The sequence below is a fragment of the Nocardia panacis genome (assembly GCF_003598715.1).
Classification (GTDB): domain Bacteria; phylum Actinomycetota; class Actinomycetes; order Mycobacteriales; family Mycobacteriaceae; genus Nocardia; species Nocardia panacis.
Window position 1 is genome coordinate 97,337 of sequence record NZ_QZFU01000045.1, and the last position, 23,843, is coordinate 121,179.

A 23,843-nucleotide genomic window follows, 5' to 3' on the forward strand; every position below is an offset into this window, starting at 1 on the left:
AGATGAGTTCATCTCCCCCGTCAGCGCCAGCGCCCGCCAGCAACGGGAACGGCGAGGCCAGCAAGACGCGCAGGCAGCGCCGCCTCCAGCGTCGGATCGCGGGCGGCCTCGCGCTTATGGTGGGCCTCGTCGGAGCCGGAGTACTCGCCGCGGTGCTGACCCCCAACCCGCAGGTGGCCACCGCCAAGGAGGAGCAGACCTCGCTGCAGCGCGAGGGGCAGCAGCTCTACGAGACCTCCTGCATCACCTGCCACGGCGCGAACCTGCAAGGCGTGCAGGACCGCGGCCCCAGCCTGATCGGCGTCGGCGAGGCCGCCGTCTACTTCCAGGTCTCCTCCGGTCGCATGCCGATGGCGCGCAACGAGGCCCAGGCCACCCGCAAACCCCCGAAGTTCGACGCCCACCAGACCGACGCGCTCGGCGCGTTCGTGGCCTCCAAGGGCGGCGGCCCCACCGTCATCCGCGACAGCAACGGCGAGGTCGCCCAGGAGTCGCTGCGCGGCCCCGACACCGCCCGCGGTTCGGAACTGTTCCGGATGAACTGCGCGTCCTGCCACAACTTCACCGGTCGCGGCGGCGCACTGTCCTCCGGCAAGTTCGCGCCCCCGCTGGAGCCCGCCAGTGAGCAGCAGATCTACGACGCGATGCTCACCGGCCCCCAGAACATGCCGAAATTCTCCGACCGGCAGCTCAGCCCGGAGGAGAAGCGCGACATCATCGCCTACGTCAAGAACGCGGCCGAGGAGAAGAGCCCCGGCGGCTGGGATCTCGGCGGATTCGGCCCGGCCACCGAAGGTCTGGCCATGTGGGTCGTCGGCATCGTCGCCCTCGTCGGTGCGGCCATGTGGATCGGATCCCGCTCATGAGCGACAAGGAGATCAACGACATGCGGCCGGAAGAGGGCCACGACGCTTCGGCGCCCGCCGACAAGAGCACTGCGCCCGCCGACAAGCAGGAGTACACCGAGGCCCAACTCGACGCCATGTCGCGCGACGAGCTGGTCGAGCTCGGCACCGCACGCGACGGCGTCGACGTCGCCTACCGGCGCGAACGCTTCCCGATCGCGGGCACCCGCGCCGAGAAGCGGGCCGAGCGGCAGGTGGCGTTCTGGTTCGCCATCTCCGGTCTGGCCGCGGCCGTCCTGGTCGGTGTGTTCCTGTTCTGGCCCTGGGAATGGAAGGGCCACGGCGATTCCGGCCACGGCACCTACTCCCTCTACACGCCGCTGGTCGGTCTCGCCCTCGGCGTCTCGGTGCTGGCCATCGGCATCGCCGTGGTGCTGATCCGCAAGAAGTTCATCCCGGCCGAACTGTCCATCCAGGTCCGCCACGACGGCAAATCCGAGGAGGTGGAGCGGCGCACCCTGGTCGCGGAGCTGTCCGACGCGCTCGAGACCTCCACCCTGGGCCGCCGCAAGCTCATCACCCGCACCGCGGGCGCGGGCGTCGGCGTGCTCGGCATCGGCGCGCTGCTGGTCTTTGTCGGCGGCCTCGTCAAGAACCCGTGGGCCAAGGGCGACAAGTCGCCGCTGTGGGTCTCGGGCTGGACCCCGGACTACCCGGGCGAGACCATCTACATTCGTCGCGACACCGGTCGCCCGGACGATGTGGTGCTGGTCCGCCCCGAGGACCTGGACGCGGGCGCCATGGAGACAGTCTTTCCGTGGAAGGAGAAGTGGCGCGGCGACGAGCACGCCACCCTGCAGTCGCTGCGCGGTATCCGCAACGCGGTCATGATGATCCGCCTGCGCACCCAAGACGCGCAGACGGCGATCAAGCGCAAGGGCCAGGAGAGCTTCAACTACGGCGACTACTTCGCCTACTCGAAGATCTGCACCCACCTCGGTTGCCCCACCTCGCTGTTCGAGCAGCAGACCAACCGGATCCTGTGCCCGTGCCACCAGTCGCAGTTCTCCGCGACCGAATGGGGTAAGCCCATCTTCGGTCCCGCCGCGCGCGCACTGCCGCAGCTGCCGATCACCGTCAACGCCGAGGGTTACCTGGTCGCCAACGGCGACTTCATCGAGCCGCTCGGCCCGGCCTACTGGGAGCGTCGTTCATGAGCGCCGAATCCGCCATCGGCCGCAGGGCGGCCGAACAAGCCAATGCGATGGACGAGCGGTACCGCGCCGCCGCGTTCGTCAAGCGGTCGATCAACAAGGTCTTCCCGACCCACTGGTCGTTCCTGCTCGGTGAGATCGCGCTCTACGCGTTCATCATCCTGCTGCTCTCCGGTGTCTACCTGACCCTGTTCTTCGATCCGTCGATGAGCGAGGTCGTCTACAACGGCGCCTACCAGCCGCTGCGCGGCGTCACCATGTCCAGGGCGTACGAGACCACGCTGAACATCTCCTTCGAGGTGCGCGGCGGTCTGTTCGTCCGACAGGTGCACCACTGGGCGGCACTGCTGTTCGCGGCCTCGATCATCATTCACCTGTTCCGCGTCTTCTTCACCGGCGCGTTCCGCAAGCCCCGCGAAGCGAACTGGGTGATCGGTTCGCTGCTGCTGATCCTGGCCATGTTCGAGGGCTTCTTCGGCTACTCGATCCCGGACGACCTGCTCTCCGGCACCGGTCTGCGGGCCGCGTTCGGCGGTATCACCATGAGCGTGCCGATCATCGGCACCTGGCTGCACTGGCTGATCTTCGGTGGCGACTTCCCCGGCACCATGATCATCCCGCGCCTCTACGTCGCGCATGTGCTGCTGCTGCCCGGCATCATCCTGGCCCTCATCGCCGCGCACGTGGCGCTCGTCTGGTACCAGAAGCACACCCAGTTCCCCGGCCCCGGCCGTCGGGAGAACAATGTGGTCGGCGCGCGCATCGTCCCGGTGTTCGCCGCCGATCAGGGCGCGTTCTTCATGTTCACCCTCGGTGTGGTCGCCATCCTGGGCGGTGTGCTGCAGATCAACCCGATCTGGAACCTGGGTCCCTACAACCCCTCTCAGGTGTCGGCGGGTTCGCAGCCCGACTTCTACATGATGTGGACCGACGGCATGGAACGCTTGATGCCGCCGTGGGAGCTGTACCTGGGCCGCTACACCGTGCCCGGCGCGTTCTGGACCGCGGCGATCATGGGTCTGGTGTTCGGCGCGCTGATCGCCTACCCGTTCATCGAGTCCAAGCTCACCGGTGACAAGGCGTTGCACAACCTGCTGCAGCGGCCGCGCGATGTGCCGGTGCGCACCGCGATCGGCGCCATGGCCATCTCGTTCTACGTGGTGCTCACCCTGGCCTGTGTCAATGACATCCTGGCGTACAAGTTCGACATCTCGTTGAACGCCACCACCTGGATGGGTCGTATCGGCATGCTGGTGGTGCCGCCGGTGGCGTACTTCCTCACCTACCGGTTCTGCATCGGTCTGCAGCGTTCGGATCGTGCGGTGCTCGAGCACGGCATCGAGACCGGTGTCATCAAGCGCCTGCCGCACGGTGAGTACATCGAGGTGCATCAGCCCCTCGGCCCGGTCGACGACCACGGCCACCCGATCCCGCTGGAATACCAGGGCGCCCCGGTCCCGAAGAAGATGAACAAGCTCGGCGCCGCGGGCCAACCCGGCACCGGCAGCTTCCTGCGCGCCGACCCGCCGCACGAGAGTCAGCAGCACTTCGAGATCGAGCACGCCGAGGAGCACAAGCAACTCGCCGTCCTCCAGAAGGCTCAGGAAGAGTCCTCCGGCCACTGAGTCACTTTTATCTGGCCACTGAGTCATTTTCACCAGCCCGCGGGCCTCGAGTCTCCATCGACTCGAGGCCCGCGGGTTTTCCCTTCCGTTCGCTCAGCGTGTAAGCCATCATTTTCGTACAGTTTCGACGAAATCTGCCCTCTGGTCGCGGCATGAGTGTGCTCAGGCGGCGTAGTATGGCATCGTGCTGATTCGATTCGAAGTCTCGAACTTCCGATCGATCCGAGACCGGGTCGAGTTGTCGATGGTCGCCATCGACAGGGACCGAGCCGCTGCCCGCGAAGCGTCCATGCTCGGCGAGCATCTGCTGACGGTGGCAGGTATCTATGGTCCGAACGCTTCCGGCAAAACGAACGTTCTGCTGGCGATGAAGTGGCTGAGCGATGCGATTCGCGACTCGATGCGGATGTGGGACAACGAAATTCCGGTGGAGTGTTTCGCGTTCGATGACGCCTGGTCGTGTCCGACCGAGTTCATCATCGAGCTCCTGATCGATGGAGTCCGCTTCGAGTACGCAATCGAACTGGATCGCAAGCAGATTCACTACGAAGGACTGTTCCACTATCCGGAGAAGAAGCGCAGGCGGATCTTCGAGCGGACCGGACTCGATCTCACCCTTCAGCGTGGGCTGGGAGATCTGGCCGGGACTCGTCAGCTATTGACTCCGCGAACGTCGGCGCTTGCGGCGGCCCACCGTTTTGACGAGCCTCTGGTCTCGGGCTTTGCCGATGCTCTGCTCGCAATACAGTTGAAAGGGACGGTTCAAGAGGCGGTCCCTTCCCTGCTCGGTCTATTCGGTGCGGGTCAGACAAACCAGTGGTTTGATGCCGAGGGCTCCGGGAGCGCCTCGCGGAACTCGGGAAGTCATGAGGACTTCGAGAAAGATAGGCAGCGCGCGCTGGAACTGCTGCGGCTTGCGGACCTGGGCATCGAAGATGTTGTCTTCACTGAGGAGTCGAGACTCTCGGCTTCCGAGACCGAACCCGATTCTTGGATGATCAAACTCATCCTCCCGACGCGGCGACCAAGACTTACTCATCGAACATCAACCGGTCCGACGCCTCTCGAATTTACTGGCGAGTCCAGCGGTACCCGCAACTGGTATCAGATGATCGGCCCCTTGCTCGATACCCTCCGGTCGGGTTCGATCCTGGTACTCGATGAGATTGACGCGAGCCTGCACCCGACACTGTCAGCGCAACTCCTGCAACTGTTTCACGATCCTGCGACGAATCCATTGGGGGCGCAGTTGATTTTCACTACCCACGACACGAACCTGCTGAATCATCTCAATCGCGACGAGGTTTGGTTCACCGAGAAGGCATCCACCGGCGCGACGCGTCTCGGCGCGCTGGCCGAATTCGCAGGTGAACGCGTCCGAAAGTCCCAGAACCTCGAAACCGCCTATCTACACGGACGTTTCGGCGCGCTACCGGATATCGACCGCGCCGACCTGCTCCGTGCACTCGGCTTGATCGCCTGAAACCGCATGGCACGACGCAAATCCGCCCGGCCTCTGACCCGCCGGGCGGCCACCCGCGCGGAATACCGGACGGTTGTCATCTTCTGCGAAGGTGTGCGTACCGAGCACGACTACCTCAGAGCGGTCAAAAATCTGCCGGGTGTCCGCGCGAATACATCGGTGCGGATCGAACTGGATCCGAAATGCGGCGTGCCCCTGACTCTGGTGGAACGTGCGATGGAACGCAAGCGGGACAAGGAGATCGACTCCTGCTGGTGTGTTTTCGATGTGGAATGGCCGAGGAATCACCCCCATCTCGGCAAGGCCCTCGAATTGGCCAAGGCGAGCGATATCGGCCTGGCGATCTCGAACCCTTGCTTCGAACTGTGGCTGATCCTGCACCACCGTGACCACACGTCATTCATTGATACGCACTGTGCGGAGCGAGACAGTCGAGGGCTCGACGGACGCGCCGGAAAACAGATCGACGCGGCCCGGTACATGCCGCTGCGAAACCAAGCCCACCGGCGTGCCTCGAGCCTGGCGCGCCTGCACGCCGACAACGGCTCCGAACTGCCACGAAACAACCCGTCGTCGGGGATGTTCGAGTTGCTGGATGCCCTCGAGCGGACCTGAGAATGTGGAGCCGGGGCGTTCAAGAAGCGGTGCGGCGGGAGGCTTCTATGGCTTCGTATTTGGCGAGGTTGTGGCGGGCGTCGGCCAGGGCGTCGTGGGCGTCGGGGGGGGTGGGGGGGGGGGTGGGGCGGCCGTGGGAGTCCCAGTGTTGGCGGAGTTCGTTGGTGTAGCGGGGGAGGGCGGGGGGAAGTTCGGTCATGTCGCCCCACAGTTGGCAGAGGGCTACATGGTCGTAGGCGCCGACCCAGGCCCACAGTTCGGGTTGGACGGTGGGGCGGGGGACGAGGAATTGGTAGAGGTCGTCACGGATCTGGCGACGACTGCGGTACAGGCGCGAGGAGGGGGGCGGCAGTTTGGGCAGCACGTTCCTGCGTACCCACGGCCCCGCCTTGTCCGGATCGAATTCCGTTGAGATGGCGTAGTATTCGCGGCCGTCCTCGCAGACGACGCCGAGGGAGATCAGGTCGATGGTTCGGCCGTCCTCGATGAATTCGGAGTCGTAAAAGTACCTCAGCGAGATTGCTCTGTCCTCCACATCCGGTGCGTCGCGGTCGACGCAACTCGAACATTCACCCTAGGTGCCGCGGATCGGCGATCTATGCCGGGTGTCTGCGGATGGGGTTCGCCGGCCGTATTCTGATGTTGTGAACTGGACCGTTGACGTGCCCATTGATCGCCTTCCGGAACTGCCGCCGCTGCCCATGGAGATGCGCAGACGGCTCGACGAAGCGTTGGCCCGCCCCGCGGTACAGCAACCGTCTTGGGACCGGGCGCAAGCCGCGAATATGCGCACTGTCTTGGAGAGCGTGCCGCCGATCTGCGTGCCCGCCGAGGTCGAGGAGTTGCGTGAGCAACTGGCCCAGGTGGCGCGGGGCGAGGCGTTCCTCATGCAGGGCGGCGACTGCGCGGAGACCTTCGCCGACAACACCGAGCCGCATATTCGCGGCAATATCCGCACCCTGCTGCAGATGGCGGTGGTGCTCACCTACGGCGCGAGCCTGCCGGTGGTGAAGGTGGCCCGCATCGCGGGTCAGTATGCCAAGCCGCGCTCGTCCGACACCGATTCGCTCGGCCTGCGGTCCTATCGCGGCGACATGATCAATTCGTTGGCGCCGGATGCCCGCGTGCGCGAGCACGACCCGTCGCGCCTGGTCCGCGCCTACGCCAATGCCAGCGCGGCGATGAATCTGGTGCGCGCGCTGACCGGCGCGGGTATGGCCGATCTGCATCGCGTGCACGACTGGAATCGTGATTTCGTGGCCCAGTCGCCCGCCGGTGCCCGCTATGAGGCGCTGGCCTCGGAGATTGATCGCGGCCTGCGTTTCATGACGGCTTGCCGGGTCAATGATCCGAGTCTGCAATCGGCCCGCATCTATTGCAGTCATGAGGCGCTGGTCCTCGACTACGAGCGGGCCATGCTGCGGTTGAGCGAGAACGCGCAGGGTGAGCCGCTGCTGTACGACCTGTCCGCGCATTTCCTCTGGATCGGTGAGCGCACCCGCCAGTTGGATGGCGCTCATATCGCTTTGGCCGAGTTGCTGGCCAATCCGATCGGTTTGAAGATCGGCCCGTCCACCACGCCGGAGTTGGCGGTGGAGTATGTCGAGCGTCTGGACCCGAATAATGAGCCGGGCCGGTTGACGCTGGTTTCGCGGATGGGTAACGGCAAGGTCCGCGATGTGCTGCCCGCGATCATTCAGAAGGTGCAGGCCACCGGCCATCAGGTGATCTGGCAGTGCGACCCGATGCACGGCAATACCCATGAGGCGTCCACCGGTTACAAGACCCGCCATTTCGACCGGATCGTCGACGAGGTGCAGGGCTTCTTCGAGGTGCATCACGCCCTGGGCACCCATCCCGGCGGCTTGCACATCGAGTTGACGGGTGAGGATGTCACCGAATGCCTCGGTGGCGCGCAGGACATTTCCGATCTGGATTTGAATGACCGCTATGAGACGGCGTGTGATCCGCGCCTGAACACCTCGCAGTCGCTGGAGTTGGCCTTCCTGGTCGCCGAGATGCTGCGCTGATCGGTGGGGAGCGCGGTCCCATCGGCCGCGCTCCCGACTAGGGGATAGCGACCAGGCTGACGGTGTCGCCCGCCTCCACGTTGGCTCCGGCTCCGGGGTTCTGGGAGATCACCAGCGACCCGTCCATCGGTGCGAACTGTTTGACATCGACCTGGAGGCCGAGCGATTGCAGTTGGCCGCGTGCGGTGGCCACATTGAGTCCGACGACGCCGGGCATGCGCACGGCATTGGAGACCAGCAGCGTGACTTCGTCCCCCGATTGGACGGTCGCGCCCGCGGCGGGGACGGTGCCGATGGCCTTGTCCGCCTCGACACTCTTGTCGTACTGGTTCTTGGTGTCGCGCACCTTGATTCCGACCTGGTCCAGGACGCGGGTGGCCTCCTCGGTGGATTTGCCACGCACGTCGGGCACCTTGACCGGTTGGGATCCCTTGCTGCGGTAGACCTTTACCTGACTGCCCGCGGGCACCACGATGCCGGGGCTCGGATCCACCTTGGCCAGCGTGCCTTTCGATGCCGTGCTGGCCGTCTCGCCCGAGTCGACCGGGATCAGTCCGGCGTCGCGGATCTGCTGGTTCACCTGCGTGATGCTGTCGCCCGCTTTGACGTCGGGCACCTTCGGTTTGCCGCTGGAGACCAGGACGGCGACCGTGGAGCCCTTGGTGACCTTGGCGCCCGCCGAGGGGTCGCTGCCGACGACGCCGCCGACGGGGACGGTGTCGGAGGCCCGCGCTCTGACCTCGGTGTCGAATCCGGCCTGCTGGAGTGCGGCGACGGCGCGCGGGGTGTCCAGGCCCGCGATGGGCGGGACGGCGGCGAAGCGGCCGAAGCCGAGCCACCAGCCGCCGAGGCCGACCAGCAGGGTGAGCACGGCGACGACGGCCACCCAGATCCAGGCGGTGCGTCGTCCGCGTGGTAGTTCGGGCGGACCGAAGGGCTGTTCGCGAAGCTCCTGGGCCGGTGTGTATTCGGTGGGGTGGTAGTCCGCGATGGGGCGCGGCGCGGTGACCACCCTGGTGTGCTGCAGCTCCTGCGGCACCGGTGCCGGTGCGGGGCGCGGTGCGGGTGCGACAGCGCGGTAGGTGGCGCTGAGGTGTTCGGCCGAATCCTTCGGCGCGGGCACCCGGTAGGCGGGGAGGTTGAGCGTGCCCGCGATGGTGCGCAGTGCGGCGGCCATCTCGTTGGCGTCGGCGAAGCGGTGCGTGGGTTCGCGGGCGGTGGCCCTGGCCACCAGGTCGTCGAATTCGGGTGGGACGCCCGCGATGAATCGGCTGGGGCTCGGTACATCGTTCTCGATGCGCTGGTAGGCGATGGACAGCGAGTTGTCGCCGGTGAACGGCACCTGCCCGGTGAGCAATTCGAAGATGAGGATGCCGAAGGAGTAGACATCGCTGCGCGCGTCGGCGGTGCCGGTGGTGACCTGTTCGGGGGAGAGGTAGGCGGCGGTGCCGAGGATGACGCTGGCGGAGGTGGTGTTGGCGGCGGCTACCGCGCGCACCAGGCCGAAGTCGGCGATCTTCACCTCGCCCGCGTCGGAGATGAGCACATTCTCGGGTTTGACATCGCGGTGCACCAGGCCCGCCGTGTGCGCGACCCCGATGGCGGCCAGGACGGGTTCGGCGACGGCGCGGACCGCGTGTGGCGGCATCGGGCCGCGTTCGCGCAGCAGTTCGCGCAGGGTGCCGCCCTCCACCAATTCCATGATGAGGAAGGGGTATTCGCCGTCGATGCCCTGGTCGTACACCGCGACGAGCGCGGGGTGCTTGAGTTTGGCCACCGCGCGCGCCTCGAATTCGAAGCGGGTGAGGAATTGCGGGTCGCCCGCGAATTTGGGATCCATCACCTTGATGGCGACCGGCCGGTCGAGGCGGGTGTCGACCCCTCGGAACACCATCGACATGCCGCCCCGCGCGATCGGCGCGTCGATGCGATAGCGCCCTTCCAGCATCTGGCCGATCAATTGGTTTCCTCCGGCTTTCACAAATGTGCTCACCCCTCGCTGCGCGTGCGACAAGCGACCGGCCGCCCCGTGCGGCCCCCACGATCGTAGCCGTGCCCGGCTGTGGCGCCGGGTGGCTCGGGCGTGTCCTGTTCGCGGGCCTGCTGCCAGGGTGTTGCGCGCTGCGCCGCTGGTGACCGTCTACCGTTGTCCGGGTGAGTGCCTTTCCCTGCAGTGATGATGTCCTTCCCGAATCGGTGGCGCTGCTGCCGCTGCCGGAGGTGGCCGACCGGCTCGGGATCCTGGTGACCCGTGTTCATCAGATGCTGCGCGATCATCAGTTGATCGCGGTGCGCCGCGCGGGTGTCGCGGGCGTGCCCGAGATGTTTCTCGATGCCGACGCGGTGGTCAAACCGCTGCCGGGCCTGATCACGGTGATGCGCGACGCCAAGTACAGCGATGAGGAGATCCTGGAGTGGATCTTCAAGGAGGACGAGACGCTGCCGGGCAAGCCCGTCGAGGCGCTGCACGGTCCGCTCGCCAGGGAGGTGCTGCGCCGCGCGGCCGCCGACCCGTTCTGAGCAGTCGTATAGGACGTCCCGCCCTGTGTCGCAGGGCGGGCAATTCACTTCCGTGTCAGTATTGGAATCCCTTTGCCGGGCGGCGGTAATCCCTTTGCCGGGTGGCTGGAATTGCAGGCTGTATGGCTGGAATTCCCGGCCGTACGGCGGAGGCCGCGAATTCCTTCGCCGCGACACCGATGCGTCGTCGCCGCGACACCACGGCCCTGGACGCGAAGACGGCGAAACCGCCGCGTTCCAGTTCGACCAGAATCTCCGAATACAGGGTGCTCGCCGCACGAATGGCGGGGCGGACCCGCGGCGACAGCAGCGCGATACCCGGATTCGCCTGCCGGTACAGCTCCCGATTGATCGCGGTGAGGTGGCTCAGCGCGCGCCGCACCCGTGGCTCGGTGCGCCCGGTGCGGCGAGCGTGCGTCAGCAGGTCGGCGTCGACGCCGAAGGCGGCGAGTTCCGCTGTGGGCAGGTAGATCCGGCCGCGCTCGAGGTCCTCGGCGATATCGCGCAGGAAGTTGGTGAGCTGGAAGGCCTCGCCCAGCGCGGCGGCGGCGGGTTCGGCCTCGACGACCGGGACCACGGTGCCGAGCACCGGCAGCAGTTGCAGTCCGATGGCGGCCGCCGAACCGCGCATGTAGCCGCGCAATTCGGTCATGGTGGTGTAGCGGTCGCGGAAGTGGGCCGAGCCGGGGACGTCCATGCGCATGGCGTCGAGGAAGATCCAGAAGTGTTCGGGTGCGATGTCGTAGCGCGCGATGGTGTCGGCCGCGGCCCGCAATACCGCCGAATACGGTTGTGCGCCTTGCTCGCCGGATTCCGAACCGGATTCGAGCAGTAGCCGCAGTCGCTTCTCGATCAGGTCGAGTTCACCCGCCGGACCGTGTTCGGCCGTGACGGTGGCCGGATGGTCGACGATATCGTCGACGGTCCTGGCGAAGGCGTACAGCGCGTGCACGGCCGGTCTTCGCTCGGGCGAGAGCAACCGGGTGGCCAGGAAGTAGGTGCGGCCGTGCGCGGCTGCGATGGCGCGACACTCCCGATAGGCGGCGGCGAGTTCCTGGCCGCTCATGACCCGGTGGGGGTGGGGGAGGACGCGGTGGCGGTAGCGGTGGCGGAGGACACAGCGGTGGTCGGGAGCGCGGTGTCGGAGCGAAGCAACGGGGCTGTGCCATCGGGTGCGGTCGGACCGGGGTTCGCGCGCAGCCGCAGCGGGTCGACGGTGCGCAGCGACAGCGCCGCGACCACGGCGGCGAAGGTGGCCGCGGCCACGTGCCAGAAGTTGTACAGCCCGATCGACCCGTCCGGCTGGAAGACCAGCATCAACCACGTGCACACCCCGACCAGGCCCATGAGTGTGCCGGTGGACAGGGCGAAGCCCGCCGCCAGGGCCAGCGGCCACGAGTAGTACCAGGGCAGTGCGGCGGGGGACAGGATGACGATGGCGACGAAGGCGATGAGGATGCCGAGCACCGCCTCGCGCTCGCTGTGTCGGCACCGCCACCAGGTCCAGATCAGGACCAGGCCCAGTGCCAGTGCGCACAGCGCCCTGGCGATGGGCAGCACCGATTCCTGGCTCAGCGGGGTCACCCAGGTGACCATGTGGGAGAGGATGGTGGGCAGCGAGAGCCAGTTGATGATCTTCTTGGAGCCCGACAGCGCGGTGAGCCAGCCGATGCCGACGCCCGCGATGGCGGAGGCGGCGACGAATACCACGCCGAAGACGCCGAGGCCGAGTCCGGCGATTTTGGCGAAGGTCATGGCCGGGTGCGGCATATCCGGGCTGGGGCGCGCGGCGTCGGGGTGGTGGTCGGGGGCGGCGGCGCGCTGTTCGGCGCGGCGTTCGCGCTCGTGCAGCATCCAGATCCACACCAGGAAGGGCAGTGCGACGCCCGCGGTGGCCTTGATGGCGACGCCGATGGCGACGACCACGATGCCCGCCACGTGGTGGCGTTCGAGAACCAGCGCGATTCCGGCGGCCATCAGTCCGACCATCAGCAGTTCGTTGTGGACGCCGCCGATGAGGTGGATGAGGACCAGCGGGTTGAGCACCGCGAGCCACAGTGCGACGGTGGGTTTGCCGCCGAGGTGTTTGGTCAGGTACGGCACGGCCCACATCATCAGGGCCAGGCCGGGCAGCATGACCAGCCGCAGCGCGATGGTGCCCGCGACCACGTTGTCGCCGGTGACCACGGTGATGGCGCGGCCGAGCAGCAGGAAGATCGGGCCGTACGGCGCGGTGGTGTTGAGCCAGACCGGGCTCACATTGTCCAGCAGCACACCGGGATTGGCGGACGGGCCGACCTGGTAGGGATCGAAACCGTCGCGCAGCAGCGCGCCCTGCGCCAGGTAGGAGTAGGCGTCGCGGCTGAACATGGGCACCGCGAACAGCAGCGGGAAGGTCCAGATGCCGACGATGGCGCGCAGTTCGTTGAGGGTGACGCCCGCGCCGGGGCGGTCGTCGCGTCCGATCGTGGTGCGGCCCAGGCGGACCCACGCGGTGATCATGAGCAGTACGCCGATCCAGATGACGATGGTGCTCAGTGCGTAGCCGTGTCCGAAGCGCAGCCAGGACAGGTGCAGCGATTCCAGCAGCGGATCGTTGCGGCGGACGCTGCCCGCGCCGAAGCCGCCGAAGGTGATCATGGTCGCGCCCGCGCATCCGAGCAGTGCCGCGTGGCCCTCGGGGCTGCGGAAGAAGTCGCCCGCGGCGCGCAGGCGCCGGGCGTTGCCGGGTGCGGCGGGGCGGGGCGCGGTCTCGACCGCGGGGAGGTGCGTCATATTGGGGGATGCCATAGTCGGTGTTGGTCCCCCCGGTTGGTCGGCGGTCGCAACCGCGAGTGAATAGGTCGGCGCTTAGTTTACGGCGTTGCCGCGAGTGCCATCCGGCTGGTATGCGCGGTTTCGAGGTGCGGGCCGATGATGCGGTCCGCGGCGAGTTTGCCCGACAGCAGTGCGGTCGGCACGCCGATTCCCGGTGTGGTGCCGCAGCCTGCGAGGACGACATTGGCGCTGCCGCGCGGGAAGTTGCGGGTGCGGAACGGGCCGGTCTGTCGGAAGAGGTGCGCGGCCGAGAACGGGGTGCCCGCGATCATGCCTTGGTCGCGCCAGGTGTGCGGGGTGTCGAGGTGGTCGACGGCGAAATGTTGCGCGATGCCGTGATAGCCGCGCCCCTCGAGCACACCGAGCAGTTCGCTCAGGTAGGCCGGTCCGAGTGCGGTCCAATCCAGGGGCGTCGCTTCGAGATTCGGGCACGGTGCGAGCAGGGACAGCGGTTCGTGGCGGCCGTCGGCGCGCGCCACGCACTGGGTCGGATCGGTCAGCGCGGGCCGGGTGATCAGCACGGACGGGTCGCTCATCGGGCGACCGCCGCGTCGGGCGGTGATCTCGCGGAAGGTCCGGTTCCAGGCCGCGCCGAAATCGATGGTGTGGTGCGCTTGGACCGGCCAGGTCGCGGCGACGGCGGCGGGTATGGTGCCGTGCGCGACGACCGCCGAGGGCGCGGCCCGCAGCCCGCGCCGGGGTCGCACTCCGAATCGGGCGAGCGAGCCGAGGTCGGCGGTGAGGACGAGGGCGTCGCAGTCCACCGTCGCGCCGTCGGCCAGCCGGAGGCGATGGGCGCGTCCTTCGCGGTAGTCGACGCCCGTGACCTCGGTGTTCAGTGCGAGTTTGCCGCCTGCTCCGGTGAATGCCTCGGCCAGCGCGGCGGCGATGGCCCGCATCCCGCCTTCGGGGAAGTAGACGCCGAGCGAGGTGTCCATATGCGGGATGGCCCCGTAGACGGCCAGCGCGTCGGCGGGTGCGATGCCCGCGTAGAGCGCTTGAAAAGTGAACAGCCGGGCGAGTTTCGGTTCGCGCAGCAGTCGGTCGACGCGCGCGCCTAGGCGACCGAAGCCGCCTAGGCGCACCAGTTCGAGCATGGCGCCGCGCTTGTGTGGACTGCGCACCAGATCCAGGGGCGAATCGAAATTGGTGTCCATGAATTCGCGGTATTCGACCCGATATATCGCGGCCAGCCATTCGCGCAGGCGGCGATAGCGTCGGGCGGTGTCGGGTCCACAGGTGGCGGCCACCTCGGCGGCCATCTGTTCGACGTCGGGGAAGACCCTGATGGTGCTGCCGTCGGCGTAGCGGGCCTGGTAGGCGGGGACCAGCCGCCGCATACGCAGCGGCGTGTCGAGCGATTCGGGGGTGCGGCCCACGGCGGCCAGTGCCTCGTCGACGAGTTCCGGCAAGGTGAGAACCGTCGCACCGCAGTCGATTTCGTAGTCCGGACCGCGATAGCGACCGACCCGCCCGCCGACGTGGTCGGCGCGCTCGAACAACGTCACCTGACGACCCGACCCGGTCAGGTACAGGGCGGCGGCCAAGCCGGACAGCCCGGCCCCGACGACGGCGACGCGCCCCGTCGGTCCCGCGACGGTTCTCATGCGGAACTCCCGATCCTTCTGTGGAAATTTGTCGCCGAGCGGGAAATCCTCGACTATTGCGGGGTGTCCGTCTCGGGGCGGCGCGGCGCGGACTCGACCGCGGCGGGCCGGTCGAACACCGTGGCGGGCAACCGCCTGCGCCGCCGGGTCGCCCCGATGGCGCGGCGGGTCGGGAACGCGCCGCCGATCACCACCCGGCGTTCCAGCGGGACCGACCTCCGATTGCCGGTATTGGCCTGCTCGGTATCGGGCTTGTTGGACTCAGCCGTGTTCGCATATGACCCGACGACGACTACGCGATCGTTCGGTCCCACTACGGCCCTCATGCGGCTCTCCTTGTCGCGGCCAATGCCATGGCGCGCAGTCGTTGTTTGGCGGCCGGTGCGGCCGAACTGGCTTGCATCGCGGCCAATCCCCGGTCGGTGAGTTCGGTGATGCGCCGCTCCACCTCGTGGACGGCGCCGAGTTCGATGAGCACTCCGCGCAGCCGCTCGACCTGATCCTGGCTCAGGTCGGTGCCGATGCCTTCGCGCAGCAGCGCGGCCGCGGCGGGGTTGGTGGCGTCGGCGCGCTCGAGCGCCGCCGCCAGCAGAACGGTGCGTTTGCCCTCGCGTAGGTCGTCGCCCGAGGGTTTGCCGGTGACGGCCGGATCGCCGAAGACGCCGAGCAGGTCGTCGCGCAGTTGGAACGCGATGCCGATATCGGTGCCGAAGGTGCGGTAGGCGGCGATGAGTTCCGGATCGGCGTCGGCGATGGCCGCGCCCAGGTGCAGCGGCCGCTCCACGGTGTAGGCGGCGGTCTTGTAGCGGTTGATGCGCAGCGCGGCCGCTACCGATTCGTCGGCCCCGGCCACACCGGAGATGTCGAGCAGTTGGCCGCCGAGCACCTCGGTGCGCATACCGGCCCATACCTCGGCGAATCGGGCCAGTTGGTCGGGGCGCAACCCGGCCGCGTGCACCATGTCGTCGGCCCAGGCCAGGGCCAGGTCGCCGATCAGGATGCCCGCGCCGACGCCGAAGTGCTCGGATTCGCCCGCCCAGCCGCGGTCGCGGTGGCGACGCTCGTAGTCGACGTGGACGGTGGGGTAGCCGCGTCGGGTGCGCGAGGAGTCGATGATATCGTCGTGGATCAGCGCGCACGCCTGCACGAGTTCGAGCGCGGCGCAGGCGGTGAGTACGGCGGCGGCCTCGGGCGCGGCGGGATCGCCGCCCGCGCCGAGCCAGCCGGTCCAGGCGAACGCGGGTCTGGTGCGTTTGCCGCCGCGCAGGACGAAGTGCTCGAGTGCTGCGGCGGCCTCCTCGAAGACCGGTCCCAGATCCCGGACCAGGGGGCGGCGGGTGGTGAAGAACGTTCGAAGTGCCCGCTCCACCGCGTCGACCAGGTCGGGGAGCGGGCGGCCGGATAGCTCGCCCGGTGCGTCGGGGTCGGCCGCGGGGGTCCGAGTCGGGGTACCGGGTCCGGCGGACAGGGGAGCCTCCAGGGTCGTTGCGGTGGATGCCTCGCCTGCGACGGGGCGATATGTGCCGTGGGCGGTGCCCGCGGCGATTCCTCGGGGGTGCGTACGGCGGCATGGTATTCGGCGCCGCCTCGGGTCGAAATATACGCGTCCCGACCCGACGGCTCGACGCCGCGTCAAGGCAGGCCCTCTAGACTGATTCGGTGACTTTCGACAACGTGCCGGGTCGCTCGACCCTGGGGCCGGACCAGCCGCCGCCGAACGTCTCCGCCACCCCCTCCGTCGTGCGTAGCCTGCGGACGCATTCGGGCCGGGCGGTGCCGTTCTCGGTGGAGTTCAATCCGCCGCGTGACGCGGCGGGCGAGGCGCGGCTGTGGCGGGCGGTGCGTCAGTTCGAGCGGATGCATCCGGCCTTCGTCTCGATGACCTACGGCGCGGGCGGTTCCACTGCCGACCGCACCGTCCGGATCACCGGCGAACTGGCCGAGGAGACCACCCTGCTCCCGGTGGCCCATCTCACGGCGGTCGGCCACAGTCTGGCCGAATTGCGTTCCCTGATGGGTGGTTACGCCGATTGCGGCATCCGCAACATTCTGGTGCTGCGCGGCGATCCGCCGGGTGATCCGCTGGGCGAGTGGCACAAACATCCCGAGGGTGTCGAATACGCCGAGGAATTGGTGCGCATCGTGCGCGATCTCGGCGATTTCCACGTCGGGGTGGCCTCGTTCCCGCAGGGGCATCACCGCTCACCCGATCTGGAGTCCGATACCCGGTTCCTGGTCTCGAAACTGCGTGCGGGCGCGGAGTATTCGATCACCCAGATGTTCTTCGACGTGGACCATTATCTGCGCCTGCGGGATCGGGTCGCGGCGTGCGATCCGGTCGAGGCTCTCAAGCCGATCATTCCGGAGTTGATGCCGATCACCTCGCTGCGCACGGTGGCGCGCGCGGAGGAGTTGTCGGGGCGGTCGCTGCCGGAGTCCGTGCTGGCCCGGTTGCGGCGCGCGGCGGGCGATGGTCCCGAGGAGGATCGGGCCGCGGTGCGCGAGACCGGTATCGAGATCGCCACCGAGATGGGGGAGCGGTTGATCGCCGAGGGCGCGCCCTGCCTGCATTTCATCACGCTCAATTTCGCCAAGGCCACCGGTGAGGTGCTGGCCAATCTCGGCTACGGCGTCACCGCCGCGCCGATCAGCGCGTAAGACCGGTCGGGACCCCTGGATTCCGTTGCCGGACAAGGGGTCCCGACTCGATATCAGGCCGCCTGTGCGGCGCGCAGTCCCCAGGCGTCGGCGAGCAGGCGGTGCGATTCCAGCCGGTCGGCGTGCCGATAGGCGACGCTGGTGACGAGCAGTTCGTCCGCGCCGGTAACCCGTTGCAGCGCTTCGAGTTTCGACACCACCGTGGCCGCCGAGCCGACGAACTGGGTGGCCAGCCTGTCGTCGACCAGGCGCGATTGTTCGGCGGTGAGCGGGGCCGCGGTATCGGGATCGAGGTAGTCGCCGGCGCCCGCGCCCGTGCGAATCCCGTGCACCCAGTGACCGTAGGTCGAGGCGAGGTGTCGCGCGGTCGCGTCGTCCTGCGCGACAACCACATCCGCCGACACCACCACGTACGGACGAGCCAGTCGGGTGGAGGGCTCGAACGCGGCCCGATACGCCTCGACCGCGTCCAATGCCGATCCCGGCGAGACGTGATATGCCGCCGCGAACGGCAGCCCGAGCCGCCCGGCCAATTCGGCGCTCTCCCCGGCCGAACTGCCGAACACCCACAGGTCGACCTGCGCGCCCTCACCCGGAACCGCGTGCAGCGCCACACCTTCGGCGCTGTGATAGGTGCCCTCCAGCAGCGCGCGCACCTCGTCGACCTGCTCGGTGAACTCCAGCGGTCGCGCGCCGCGCTGATGCAACGCGCCCAGCGAGGCCAGGTAGCGCGACCTGTCGGCGATGCGGCGGAATTCGAAGGGCGGTGGCACCACGACGCCGTCGCGCACCACGGTGCGTCGGGTCGCGGTATCCACCACGGGTCGCACGCCTTTCTTCGGTTCGGGTTCGGAACCGAACTGCGCCCGGCGATGTCCGGACCGGCCGATGCCGAGATCCAACCGGCCCGGATACAGCGCGTCCACGGTGCCGAACGCTTCGACGATGGCGGCGGAGGTGTGGTGGCCGAGCTGCACCGCCGCCGTGCCGACCCGAATGCGCTCGGTGGCTGCGGCGACCAGCGCGAGCAGTGTCATCGATGAGGAGCTGGCGACCGCGACGAAATGGTGTTCGGCGAGCCAATACCGGTGGTAGCCCCACTGTTCGGCGCGGCGGGCCAGTTCGACGGTATTGCGCAGCGCCTGCTGCGCGGTGGAGCCCGCGCTGATCGGGGCCAAATCCAGAATGGATAGTGGGACGGTCATGCGCGCACCCCCCTGGGATCCTGCTCGCCGGCCTCGATGGCGACCCGCAGCCGGTTCTCCCTCGGCGCGAGGGGGCAGGTCGCGAAATCGGTGAAGGCGCATGGGAGATTGGCCGCCCGCGTGAAGTCGAGCAGCACGTCCCCGTCCGCGTCCGGGACACCGACGACCAGCGATCTGGCTGCGGGATAGGTGGTGATCCCGCTGGTGGCGTCGGTGAACAGCAGCCGCAGGTCCTCGGCCGGGCCGAACACCACGACCCGCTCGGTGACGCCGTCGACGGTGAATTCGATGGCGCCCGAGGCGGTGTGGTGGTGTTCGAGTCCCTCCACCACCGCACCGGTGGTCACCGTGCGCGGTTCGGGGAAGGGTAGGTAGCGTCCGCGCACGACCCAGCGCGGATCCGGCGCGTAGGCCGGGATGCCGGTGAATTCGCGCAGTCCGGGCGCGGCGGGATCGTGCACCCGGACCGCGTGGCGGCCGGTGCGCCGGATCACCTCCAGCACCCGATTCTCGTGGCGCACGGTCAATCCCGGCGCGCCCTCCACGGGGACGACGATCTGTACGCCCGCGATCCGGTCGCCGTCGTAGCTCAGTCGGTCGGCGGGTTGGGCGGTGATGAACACTTTGTCGTCGGTGACCCACCAGGTGCCCGGCACGTCGGGTAGGAGCTCGGGTTGATCGGTGAGCCAGTGCAATCCGGTCACGCTCAGGAAGCCGAGGGGATCGCGGATCTGGTTCTCGCGCGCGGCGTGCCAGGCGGCCCAGTCGGTTTCGAAGAGGGTGGTGGTGCTCGTGGTCATGAGGCGCGGACTCCTTCGGTGGCGGACAGGCGATGGTGGGGGTGGCGCAGCCCGAGGTGCTCGCGCAGCGTCGAACCGGTGTAGGTGGTGCGGAAGCTGCCGCGCTCCTGGAGTTCCGGCACGACCCGGTCGACGAATTCGTCGAGCCCGGCGGGTGTCAGGTGCGGGACGAGGATGAAGCCGTCGGCGGCCTCGGACTGCACGTAGTGGTCGATCTGCGCGGCGACCTGCGCGGGTGTGCCGATGAACTGCTGGCGTGCGGTCACCTCGATGACCAGTTCGCGGATGCTCAGGTGCGCGGCCTCGGCTTTGTCGCGCCATGCCTGCGCCACGGCGCGTGGATCTTTCGCGTGCCGCACCCGGCCCCTGGTGATGTCGGGATTGTCGACCGGATCGATATCGGGCAGCGGCCCGTCGGGGTCGTAGCCGGAAAGGTCGTGGCCCCAGACCTGTTCGAGGAAGGCCAGGGCGGTTTGCGGGCCGACCTGCTGCAGGCGGATGTGCCTGCCGCGCTCCTGCGCCTCGGCTTCGGTATCGCCGAGGACGAAGGTCGCGGCGGGCAGGATCTTCAGATCGTCGTGTGCGCGACCGTATTTGGCCAGGCGACCCTTCATATCGGCGAAGAAGCGCTGCCCGTCGTCGAGGGTGCCGTGGCCGGTGAAGATGGCATCTGCGGTGGCCGCCCCGAATTCGCGGCCGTCCTCGGAGTCGCCCGCCTGCAACAGCACCGGGTGGCCCTGCGGGCTCGGCGGTAGCGGCGCGACGCCCGCGAAGTCGAATTGGGTGCTTCGATAACGGGTTTCGGGAATATCGCGGGCGAAGACGCCCCGGTCGCGGTCCACGGTGAGCGCGTCGGCGGGCCAGGCGTCCCACAGCGCGCGGGCGGCGTCGACGATCTCGGCCGCGCGTCGGTAGCGCTGATCGTGCGCCAGATAGCCGCCGCGCCGGAAGTTCTCGCCGGTGAAGGCATCGGAGGAGGTGACGACATTCCAGGCGGCGCGCCCGCCGGACAGATGGTCCAGCGAGGCGAATTGCCTTGCCACGTCGAAGGGTTCGTTGTAGGTGCTGTTGATCGTCCCCGCCAGCCCGATCTTGTCGGTCACCCCGGCGAGCGCGTTGAGCACGGTGAAGGTGTCCGGCCTGCCGACTACATCCAAATCGTGGATGCGGCCGCGATGTTCGCGCAGCCGCAGCCCCTCGGCGAGGAAGAAGAAGTCGAACAGACCGCGTTCGGCGCTGCGGGCCAGGTGGACGAAGGAGTCGAAGTCGACCTGACTGCCGGAGTCCGGGTCGCTCCATACGGTGGTGTTGTTGACGCCGGGAAAGTGCGCGGCCAGGTGCACGGTCCGGCGGGGTCGCGATGAGCTCATCTAGTGGATTCCTTGTCGGGCGGTCGCGTATCGGCCCTCGGGTCTCGGCAGGCCGAGCCGGGTGCGCAGGGTGGTGGCGGAGAGGGGATTTCGCCCCAGTTCGGGCAGGCGCCGCAGGGCCGCGGCGAGGGCGAGCGGACGCAGGGTGAGTCCGTCGGCGGCGCGCGAGTCGACGGCGGTGTCGACGAATTCGGCGAGTCCCGCGGCGGTTCCGAGGTGTCGCAGCCGAATCGGTGTGGGTGAGAAGTCTTCGAGCCGGTCGAATTCGGCGACAGCCGTCTCCGGGGTGTCGGCGAGGTGGATATCGAGGTCGAGCAGCACTCGGACGGTGTCGGGATCGCGGCCCGCGTCGGCGATGGCGGCCCGCAACCCGTCGCGGCGGGTGCGGGCCGCGTCGAGATCCGGCGCGGCGATGCGGATCAGGTCGGCGCGCCGCACGGCGATGGCGGCGGCGGCCGGATGGTCGGCGCGCACCGTGAGAATCGACTGGCCCTGCGGTGAGCGCGGCGTGATGGACGGACCCTTCACGGAGAAATTGTCCCCGGTGAAGTCGATGTAATGCAGTCTGTCCCGATCGATGAACCGGCCCGTGGGCAGATCGCGGATCTCGGCGTCGTCGTCCCAGCTGTCCCACAGCCGGGTGGCCACCTCGATGGCCTCGTCGGCCTCGTGCCAGAGGCTCTCGGCGTTCTGAACGTTCTTGCGGCCGAATGACTTCGCCTCCGCGGCGGTTTCGGAGACGGTCACTTCCCAACCGGCCCGGCCCTTGGTGGCGAAGTCCAGACTCTGAATCGCCTTGGCCAGGTGGAAGGGTTCGGTATGGGTGACCGGAGCCTGGGGCAGCAGACCGATGCCGGTGCTGCCCGCGGCGGCGCGGGCGGCGACCGCGACCGCGTCCAGCCGCCCGCGCACCACACCGGGACCGCCGGGTTGCGGGCCGAAGGCGTCCGGCAGGAATACCGCGTCTATTCCGGCGTTCTCGGCCGCGCGCACGGCGTCGGCCCAGTAGTCGCCGGTGAACACCGCCTCGGCCCGCGAATCCGCCCGCCGCCACGCGGCCGGATGCGCACCGGCGCCCGCGAGTTCGACGGCGAGGAAGGGTGCGGAAGAGGGCATCAGTACGGTCCTTTCAATTGGGCCGCGTCCCAGACGAGCGGGCGCGCGGCAGGGTGCAGTCCGGCGCAGGCCAGGTCGGGGGCGAGGAAATGGGCGCGCTGCCACAGCGCGTCGCGGGCGGTCGCGGCCGCGCGGCACTGCCGTCGGACCAGGGCGATCAGGTGGGGTGGCATCAGGATCCTTTCGCGGCGGCGGGAACGGGGATGGCGGCCAACAACTCTCGGGTGTACTCGTGCGCGGGACATTCGAAGATGTCGGCGGTGCGGCCGGATTCGACGATGCGTCCCGCGCGCAACACCGCGACCCGATCGGCGATCCGTCGCACCACCGCCAGGTCGTGGGAGATGAACAGATAGCTCAGCGCGAGTTCGCGCTGCAGCCGCTCGAGCAGGTCGAGGATCTGCGCCTGCACCGAGGCGTCGAGCGCGGAGACCGGTTCGTCGAGCACCAGCAGCGCGGGTCGCAATGCCAGCGCGCGGGCGATGGCCACCCGCTGACGCTGCCCGCCGGACAGTTCCGCGGGCCTGCGCGCCGCGAAATCCGCCGGGAGCGCGACCTGTTCGAGTAGTTCGCGCACCCTGGCCCGGCGCTCGGCGCGCTCGCCGACCCCGTAGGCGCGCAGCGGTTCCTCCACGATCGCGCCGACCCGCCAGCGCGGATCCAGTGCGGCATAGGGGTTCTGATAGACCACCTGGAAGCGGCGGCGCAGCGCGCGCAGTCGCTCGCCGCGCACCTTGGTCAGGTCGCCGCCTTCGAACACGACGGTGCCCCGGTCGGCGTCGGTGAGCCGCAGCGCGATCCGCGCCGTGGTCGACTTGCCGGAGCCGGATTCGCCCACCAGGGCCAGGGTCTCGCCGGGGTGCAGCGTCAGGTCGACGCCGTCTACGGCGGTGATGGCGCCGCCGCCCGCGGCCGTGCTCGCGCCGTCCCGCAGCGGGAACCGCTTGTGAATTCCATTGAGCGCCAACAGCGGCGCACCCGCGACGGCCCGTGCGGGCCGGTATTCGGTGAACCCGTTCAGGCTCGGCGCCGCCGCGAGCAGTCGCCGGGTGTAGGGGTGGGCGGGTTCGGCGAGTATTCGCGCGGTCGGCCCGGATTCGACGATCTCGCCGCCGCTGAGCACCACCAGCCGGTGCGCCCGCTCGGCCGCCACTGCCAGATCGTGGGTGATGAGCAGCACGGCGGCCCCGCGCGCGGCGGTGCGCTCGGTGAGGCGGTCCATGACCCGCCGCGCCACCGTGGCGTCGAGCGCGCTGGTTGGCTCGTCGGCGATGATCAGATCCGGCGCGCAGGCCAGCGCGGCCGCGATGAGCACCCGCTGACGCTGCCCGCCCGACAGTTCGTGCGAGTACTGTCCGGCGCGCAGGTCGGGGTGGTCCAATCCGGCCTCGGCGAGCAGTTCCACCGCCCGCCGCCGCGCCCCGCGCGGATTGATCCGGCGATGCACCAGCAGCGCCTCGGCCACCTGATCCCCGATGCGGCGCACCGGATTCAGCGACAGACCGGGATCCTGCGGGACGAATCCGATCCTGGCCCCTCTGATCTCGCGCATGATCCGCTCCGAGCCCGTGTCGAGCACCCTGCCGTCGAAGGTGATCGCACCGCCGCCGACCTCGGCATTGTGTCCGAGCAAGCCGATCACGGCCTGCGCCAGAGTCGACTTGCCCGAACCGGATTCGCCGACCAGGGCCACGACCTCACCGCGTCGAATCGTGAGCGACACTCCGGACAGCGCCGCGATCGGTCCGGATGGCGAGCGGTACCCGACCCACAGATCGCGAATCTCGAGCAGCGCATCGGAGATTCCGGCACCGTCCGGTCCGGGCTGCGCGGCCGAGTCGGCTTCGGTGCTCCGCCGGTCGAATTCGAGGGTCGCCGCTCGCGCGGCGCCGATGCGGTCGGTGGCCGCGACGGCGGATTCACCGTGCATGAGATGGC

Annotated in this window: 21 protein-coding genes; 8 read left to right on the plus strand and 13 right to left on the minus strand. The window is 68.5% G+C overall.

All coding sequences use genetic code 11. The features are described 5' to 3' along the window. The first annotated feature begins 2 nt into the window (after positions 1–2). The 5 genes from qcrC to D5S18_RS31035 all read left to right on the plus strand — a co-directional run bounded on the left by qcrC (position 3) and on the right by D5S18_RS31035 (position 5,782). Positions 3–866, plus strand: a complete 864-nt coding sequence (qcrC, locus tag D5S18_RS31015; RefSeq protein ID WP_120044684.1) for a cytochrome bc1 complex diheme cytochrome c subunit — start codon at positions 3–5, stop codon at positions 864–866. Further along, positions 863–2,062, plus strand: coding sequence for a cytochrome bc1 complex Rieske iron-sulfur subunit (qcrA, locus tag D5S18_RS31020; protein WP_120044685.1), 1,200 nt, complete (start codon positions 863–865; stop codon positions 2,060–2,062). Before qcrC ends, qcrA begins: the two co-directional genes overlap by 4 nt. After that, positions 2,059–3,684, plus strand: coding sequence for a cytochrome bc1 complex cytochrome b subunit (qcrB, locus tag D5S18_RS31025; RefSeq protein ID WP_120044686.1), 1,626 nt, complete (start codon positions 2,059–2,061; stop codon positions 3,682–3,684). Before qcrA ends, qcrB begins: the two co-directional genes overlap by 4 nt. A gap of 184 nt (positions 3,685–3,868) precedes the next feature. Continuing rightward, positions 3,869–5,167 carry an AAA family ATPase gene (locus tag D5S18_RS31030; RefSeq protein ID WP_239004107.1) on the plus strand — a complete coding sequence of 433 codons (1,299 nt, stop codon included), beginning with the start codon at positions 3,869–3,871 and terminating at the stop codon, positions 5,165–5,167. A gap of 6 nt (positions 5,168–5,173) precedes the next feature. Continuing rightward, complete coding sequence (locus tag D5S18_RS31035) at positions 5,174–5,782, plus strand: RloB family protein (protein ID WP_120044687.1); 609 nt, start codon at positions 5,174–5,176, stop codon at positions 5,780–5,782. A 19-nt stretch (positions 5,783–5,801) separates the two neighbouring features. Here the strand turns inward: D5S18_RS31035 and D5S18_RS31040 are convergent, their stop codons facing one another. Further along, positions 5,802–6,296 (minus strand): polyadenylate-specific 3'-exoribonuclease AS, encoded by a 495-nt coding sequence (locus D5S18_RS31040; RefSeq protein WP_120044918.1) that lies wholly within the window; start codon positions 6,294–6,296, stop codon positions 5,802–5,804. A gap of 130 nt (positions 6,297–6,426) precedes the next feature. Here D5S18_RS31040 and D5S18_RS31045 point away from each other — a divergent pair, with 130 nt between their 5' ends. Continuing rightward, positions 6,427–7,812 (plus strand): class II 3-deoxy-7-phosphoheptulonate synthase, encoded by a 1,386-nt coding sequence (locus D5S18_RS31045; RefSeq protein WP_120044688.1) that lies wholly within the window; start codon positions 6,427–6,429, stop codon positions 7,810–7,812. Positions 7,813–7,849: 37 nt separating this feature from the next. On the opposite strand, the gene pknB is transcribed toward D5S18_RS31045, so the two are convergent. Then, positions 7,850–9,760 (minus strand): Stk1 family PASTA domain-containing Ser/Thr kinase, encoded by a 1,911-nt coding sequence (gene pknB / locus D5S18_RS31050; RefSeq protein WP_239004138.1) that lies wholly within the window; start codon positions 9,758–9,760, stop codon positions 7,850–7,852. Positions 9,761–9,966: 206 nt separating this feature from the next. On the opposite strand from pknB, the gene D5S18_RS31055 reads away from it, so the two are divergent. Further along, a complete protein-coding gene (locus D5S18_RS31055; protein ID WP_120044690.1) occupies positions 9,967–10,332 on the plus strand; it encodes an Rv2175c family DNA-binding protein in 366 nt (121 codons plus the stop codon). 55 nt (positions 10,333–10,387) lie between these two features. Here D5S18_RS31055 and D5S18_RS31060 read toward each other — a convergent pair whose 3' ends face one another. From D5S18_RS31060 to D5S18_RS31080, 5 genes are all read right to left on the minus strand, one after another. After that, entirely contained in the window at positions 10,388–11,398 is a 1,011-nt protein-coding gene (locus tag D5S18_RS31060) for a phytoene/squalene synthase family protein (RefSeq protein WP_120044691.1), read from the minus strand. After that, positions 11,395–13,107 (minus strand): alpha-(1->6)-mannopyranosyltransferase A, encoded by a 1,713-nt coding sequence (locus tag D5S18_RS31065; RefSeq protein ID WP_120044692.1) that lies wholly within the window; start codon positions 13,105–13,107, stop codon positions 11,395–11,397. The genes D5S18_RS31060 and D5S18_RS31065 overlap by 4 nt, the downstream gene beginning before the upstream one ends. 80 nt (positions 13,108–13,187) lie before the next feature. Next, positions 13,188–14,756, minus strand: coding sequence for a phytoene desaturase family protein (gene crtI, locus D5S18_RS31070; protein ID WP_120044693.1), 1,569 nt, complete (start codon positions 14,754–14,756; stop codon positions 13,188–13,190). A 53-nt stretch (positions 14,757–14,809) separates the two neighbouring features. Then, positions 14,810–15,082 (minus strand): hypothetical protein, encoded by a 273-nt coding sequence (locus D5S18_RS31075; protein ID WP_147404316.1) that lies wholly within the window; start codon positions 15,080–15,082, stop codon positions 14,810–14,812. Further along, positions 15,079–16,236, minus strand: a complete 1,158-nt coding sequence (locus D5S18_RS31080; RefSeq protein WP_120044919.1) for a polyprenyl synthetase family protein — start codon at positions 16,234–16,236, stop codon at positions 15,079–15,081. Before D5S18_RS31080 ends, D5S18_RS31075 begins: the two co-directional genes overlap by 4 nt. 179 nt (positions 16,237–16,415) lie before the next feature. On the opposite strand from D5S18_RS31080, the gene D5S18_RS31085 reads away from it, so the two are divergent. After that, positions 16,416–17,414, plus strand: a complete 999-nt coding sequence (locus D5S18_RS31085) for a methylenetetrahydrofolate reductase (protein ID WP_120044695.1) — start codon at positions 16,416–16,418, stop codon at positions 17,412–17,414. Positions 17,415–17,467: 53 nt separating this feature from the next. Here D5S18_RS31085 and D5S18_RS31090 read toward each other — a convergent pair whose 3' ends face one another. From D5S18_RS31090 to D5S18_RS31110, 6 genes are read right to left on the minus strand one after another with little or no spacing between them, the layout of a single operon-like run. Further along, positions 17,468–18,619, minus strand: a complete 1,152-nt coding sequence (locus tag D5S18_RS31090; protein WP_120044696.1) for an LLM class flavin-dependent oxidoreductase — start codon at positions 18,617–18,619, stop codon at positions 17,468–17,470. Continuing rightward, entirely contained in the window at positions 18,616–19,419 is an 804-nt protein-coding gene (locus tag D5S18_RS31095; RefSeq protein WP_120044697.1) for a DUF1684 domain-containing protein, read from the minus strand. Before D5S18_RS31095 ends, D5S18_RS31090 begins: the two co-directional genes overlap by 4 nt. Then, on the minus strand, positions 19,416–20,789 hold the full coding sequence (locus D5S18_RS31100; RefSeq protein WP_120044698.1) for an NtaA/DmoA family FMN-dependent monooxygenase: 1,374 nt from the start codon (positions 20,787–20,789) through the stop codon (positions 19,416–19,418). Before D5S18_RS31100 ends, D5S18_RS31095 begins: the two co-directional genes overlap by 4 nt. Further along, on the minus strand, positions 20,790–21,905 hold the full coding sequence (locus D5S18_RS31105) for an LLM class flavin-dependent oxidoreductase (RefSeq protein WP_120044699.1): 1,116 nt from the start codon (positions 21,903–21,905) through the stop codon (positions 20,790–20,792). Further along, complete coding sequence (locus D5S18_RS35120; RefSeq protein ID WP_158608038.1) at positions 21,905–22,078, minus strand: hypothetical protein; 174 nt, start codon at positions 22,076–22,078, stop codon at positions 21,905–21,907. Before D5S18_RS35120 ends, D5S18_RS31105 begins: the two co-directional genes overlap by 1 nt. Next, positions 22,078–23,835 (minus strand): dipeptide ABC transporter ATP-binding protein, encoded by a 1,758-nt coding sequence (locus tag D5S18_RS31110; protein ID WP_120044700.1) that lies wholly within the window; start codon positions 23,833–23,835, stop codon positions 22,078–22,080. Before D5S18_RS31110 ends, D5S18_RS35120 begins: the two co-directional genes overlap by 1 nt. Positions 23,836–23,843: the final 8 nt, after the last annotated feature.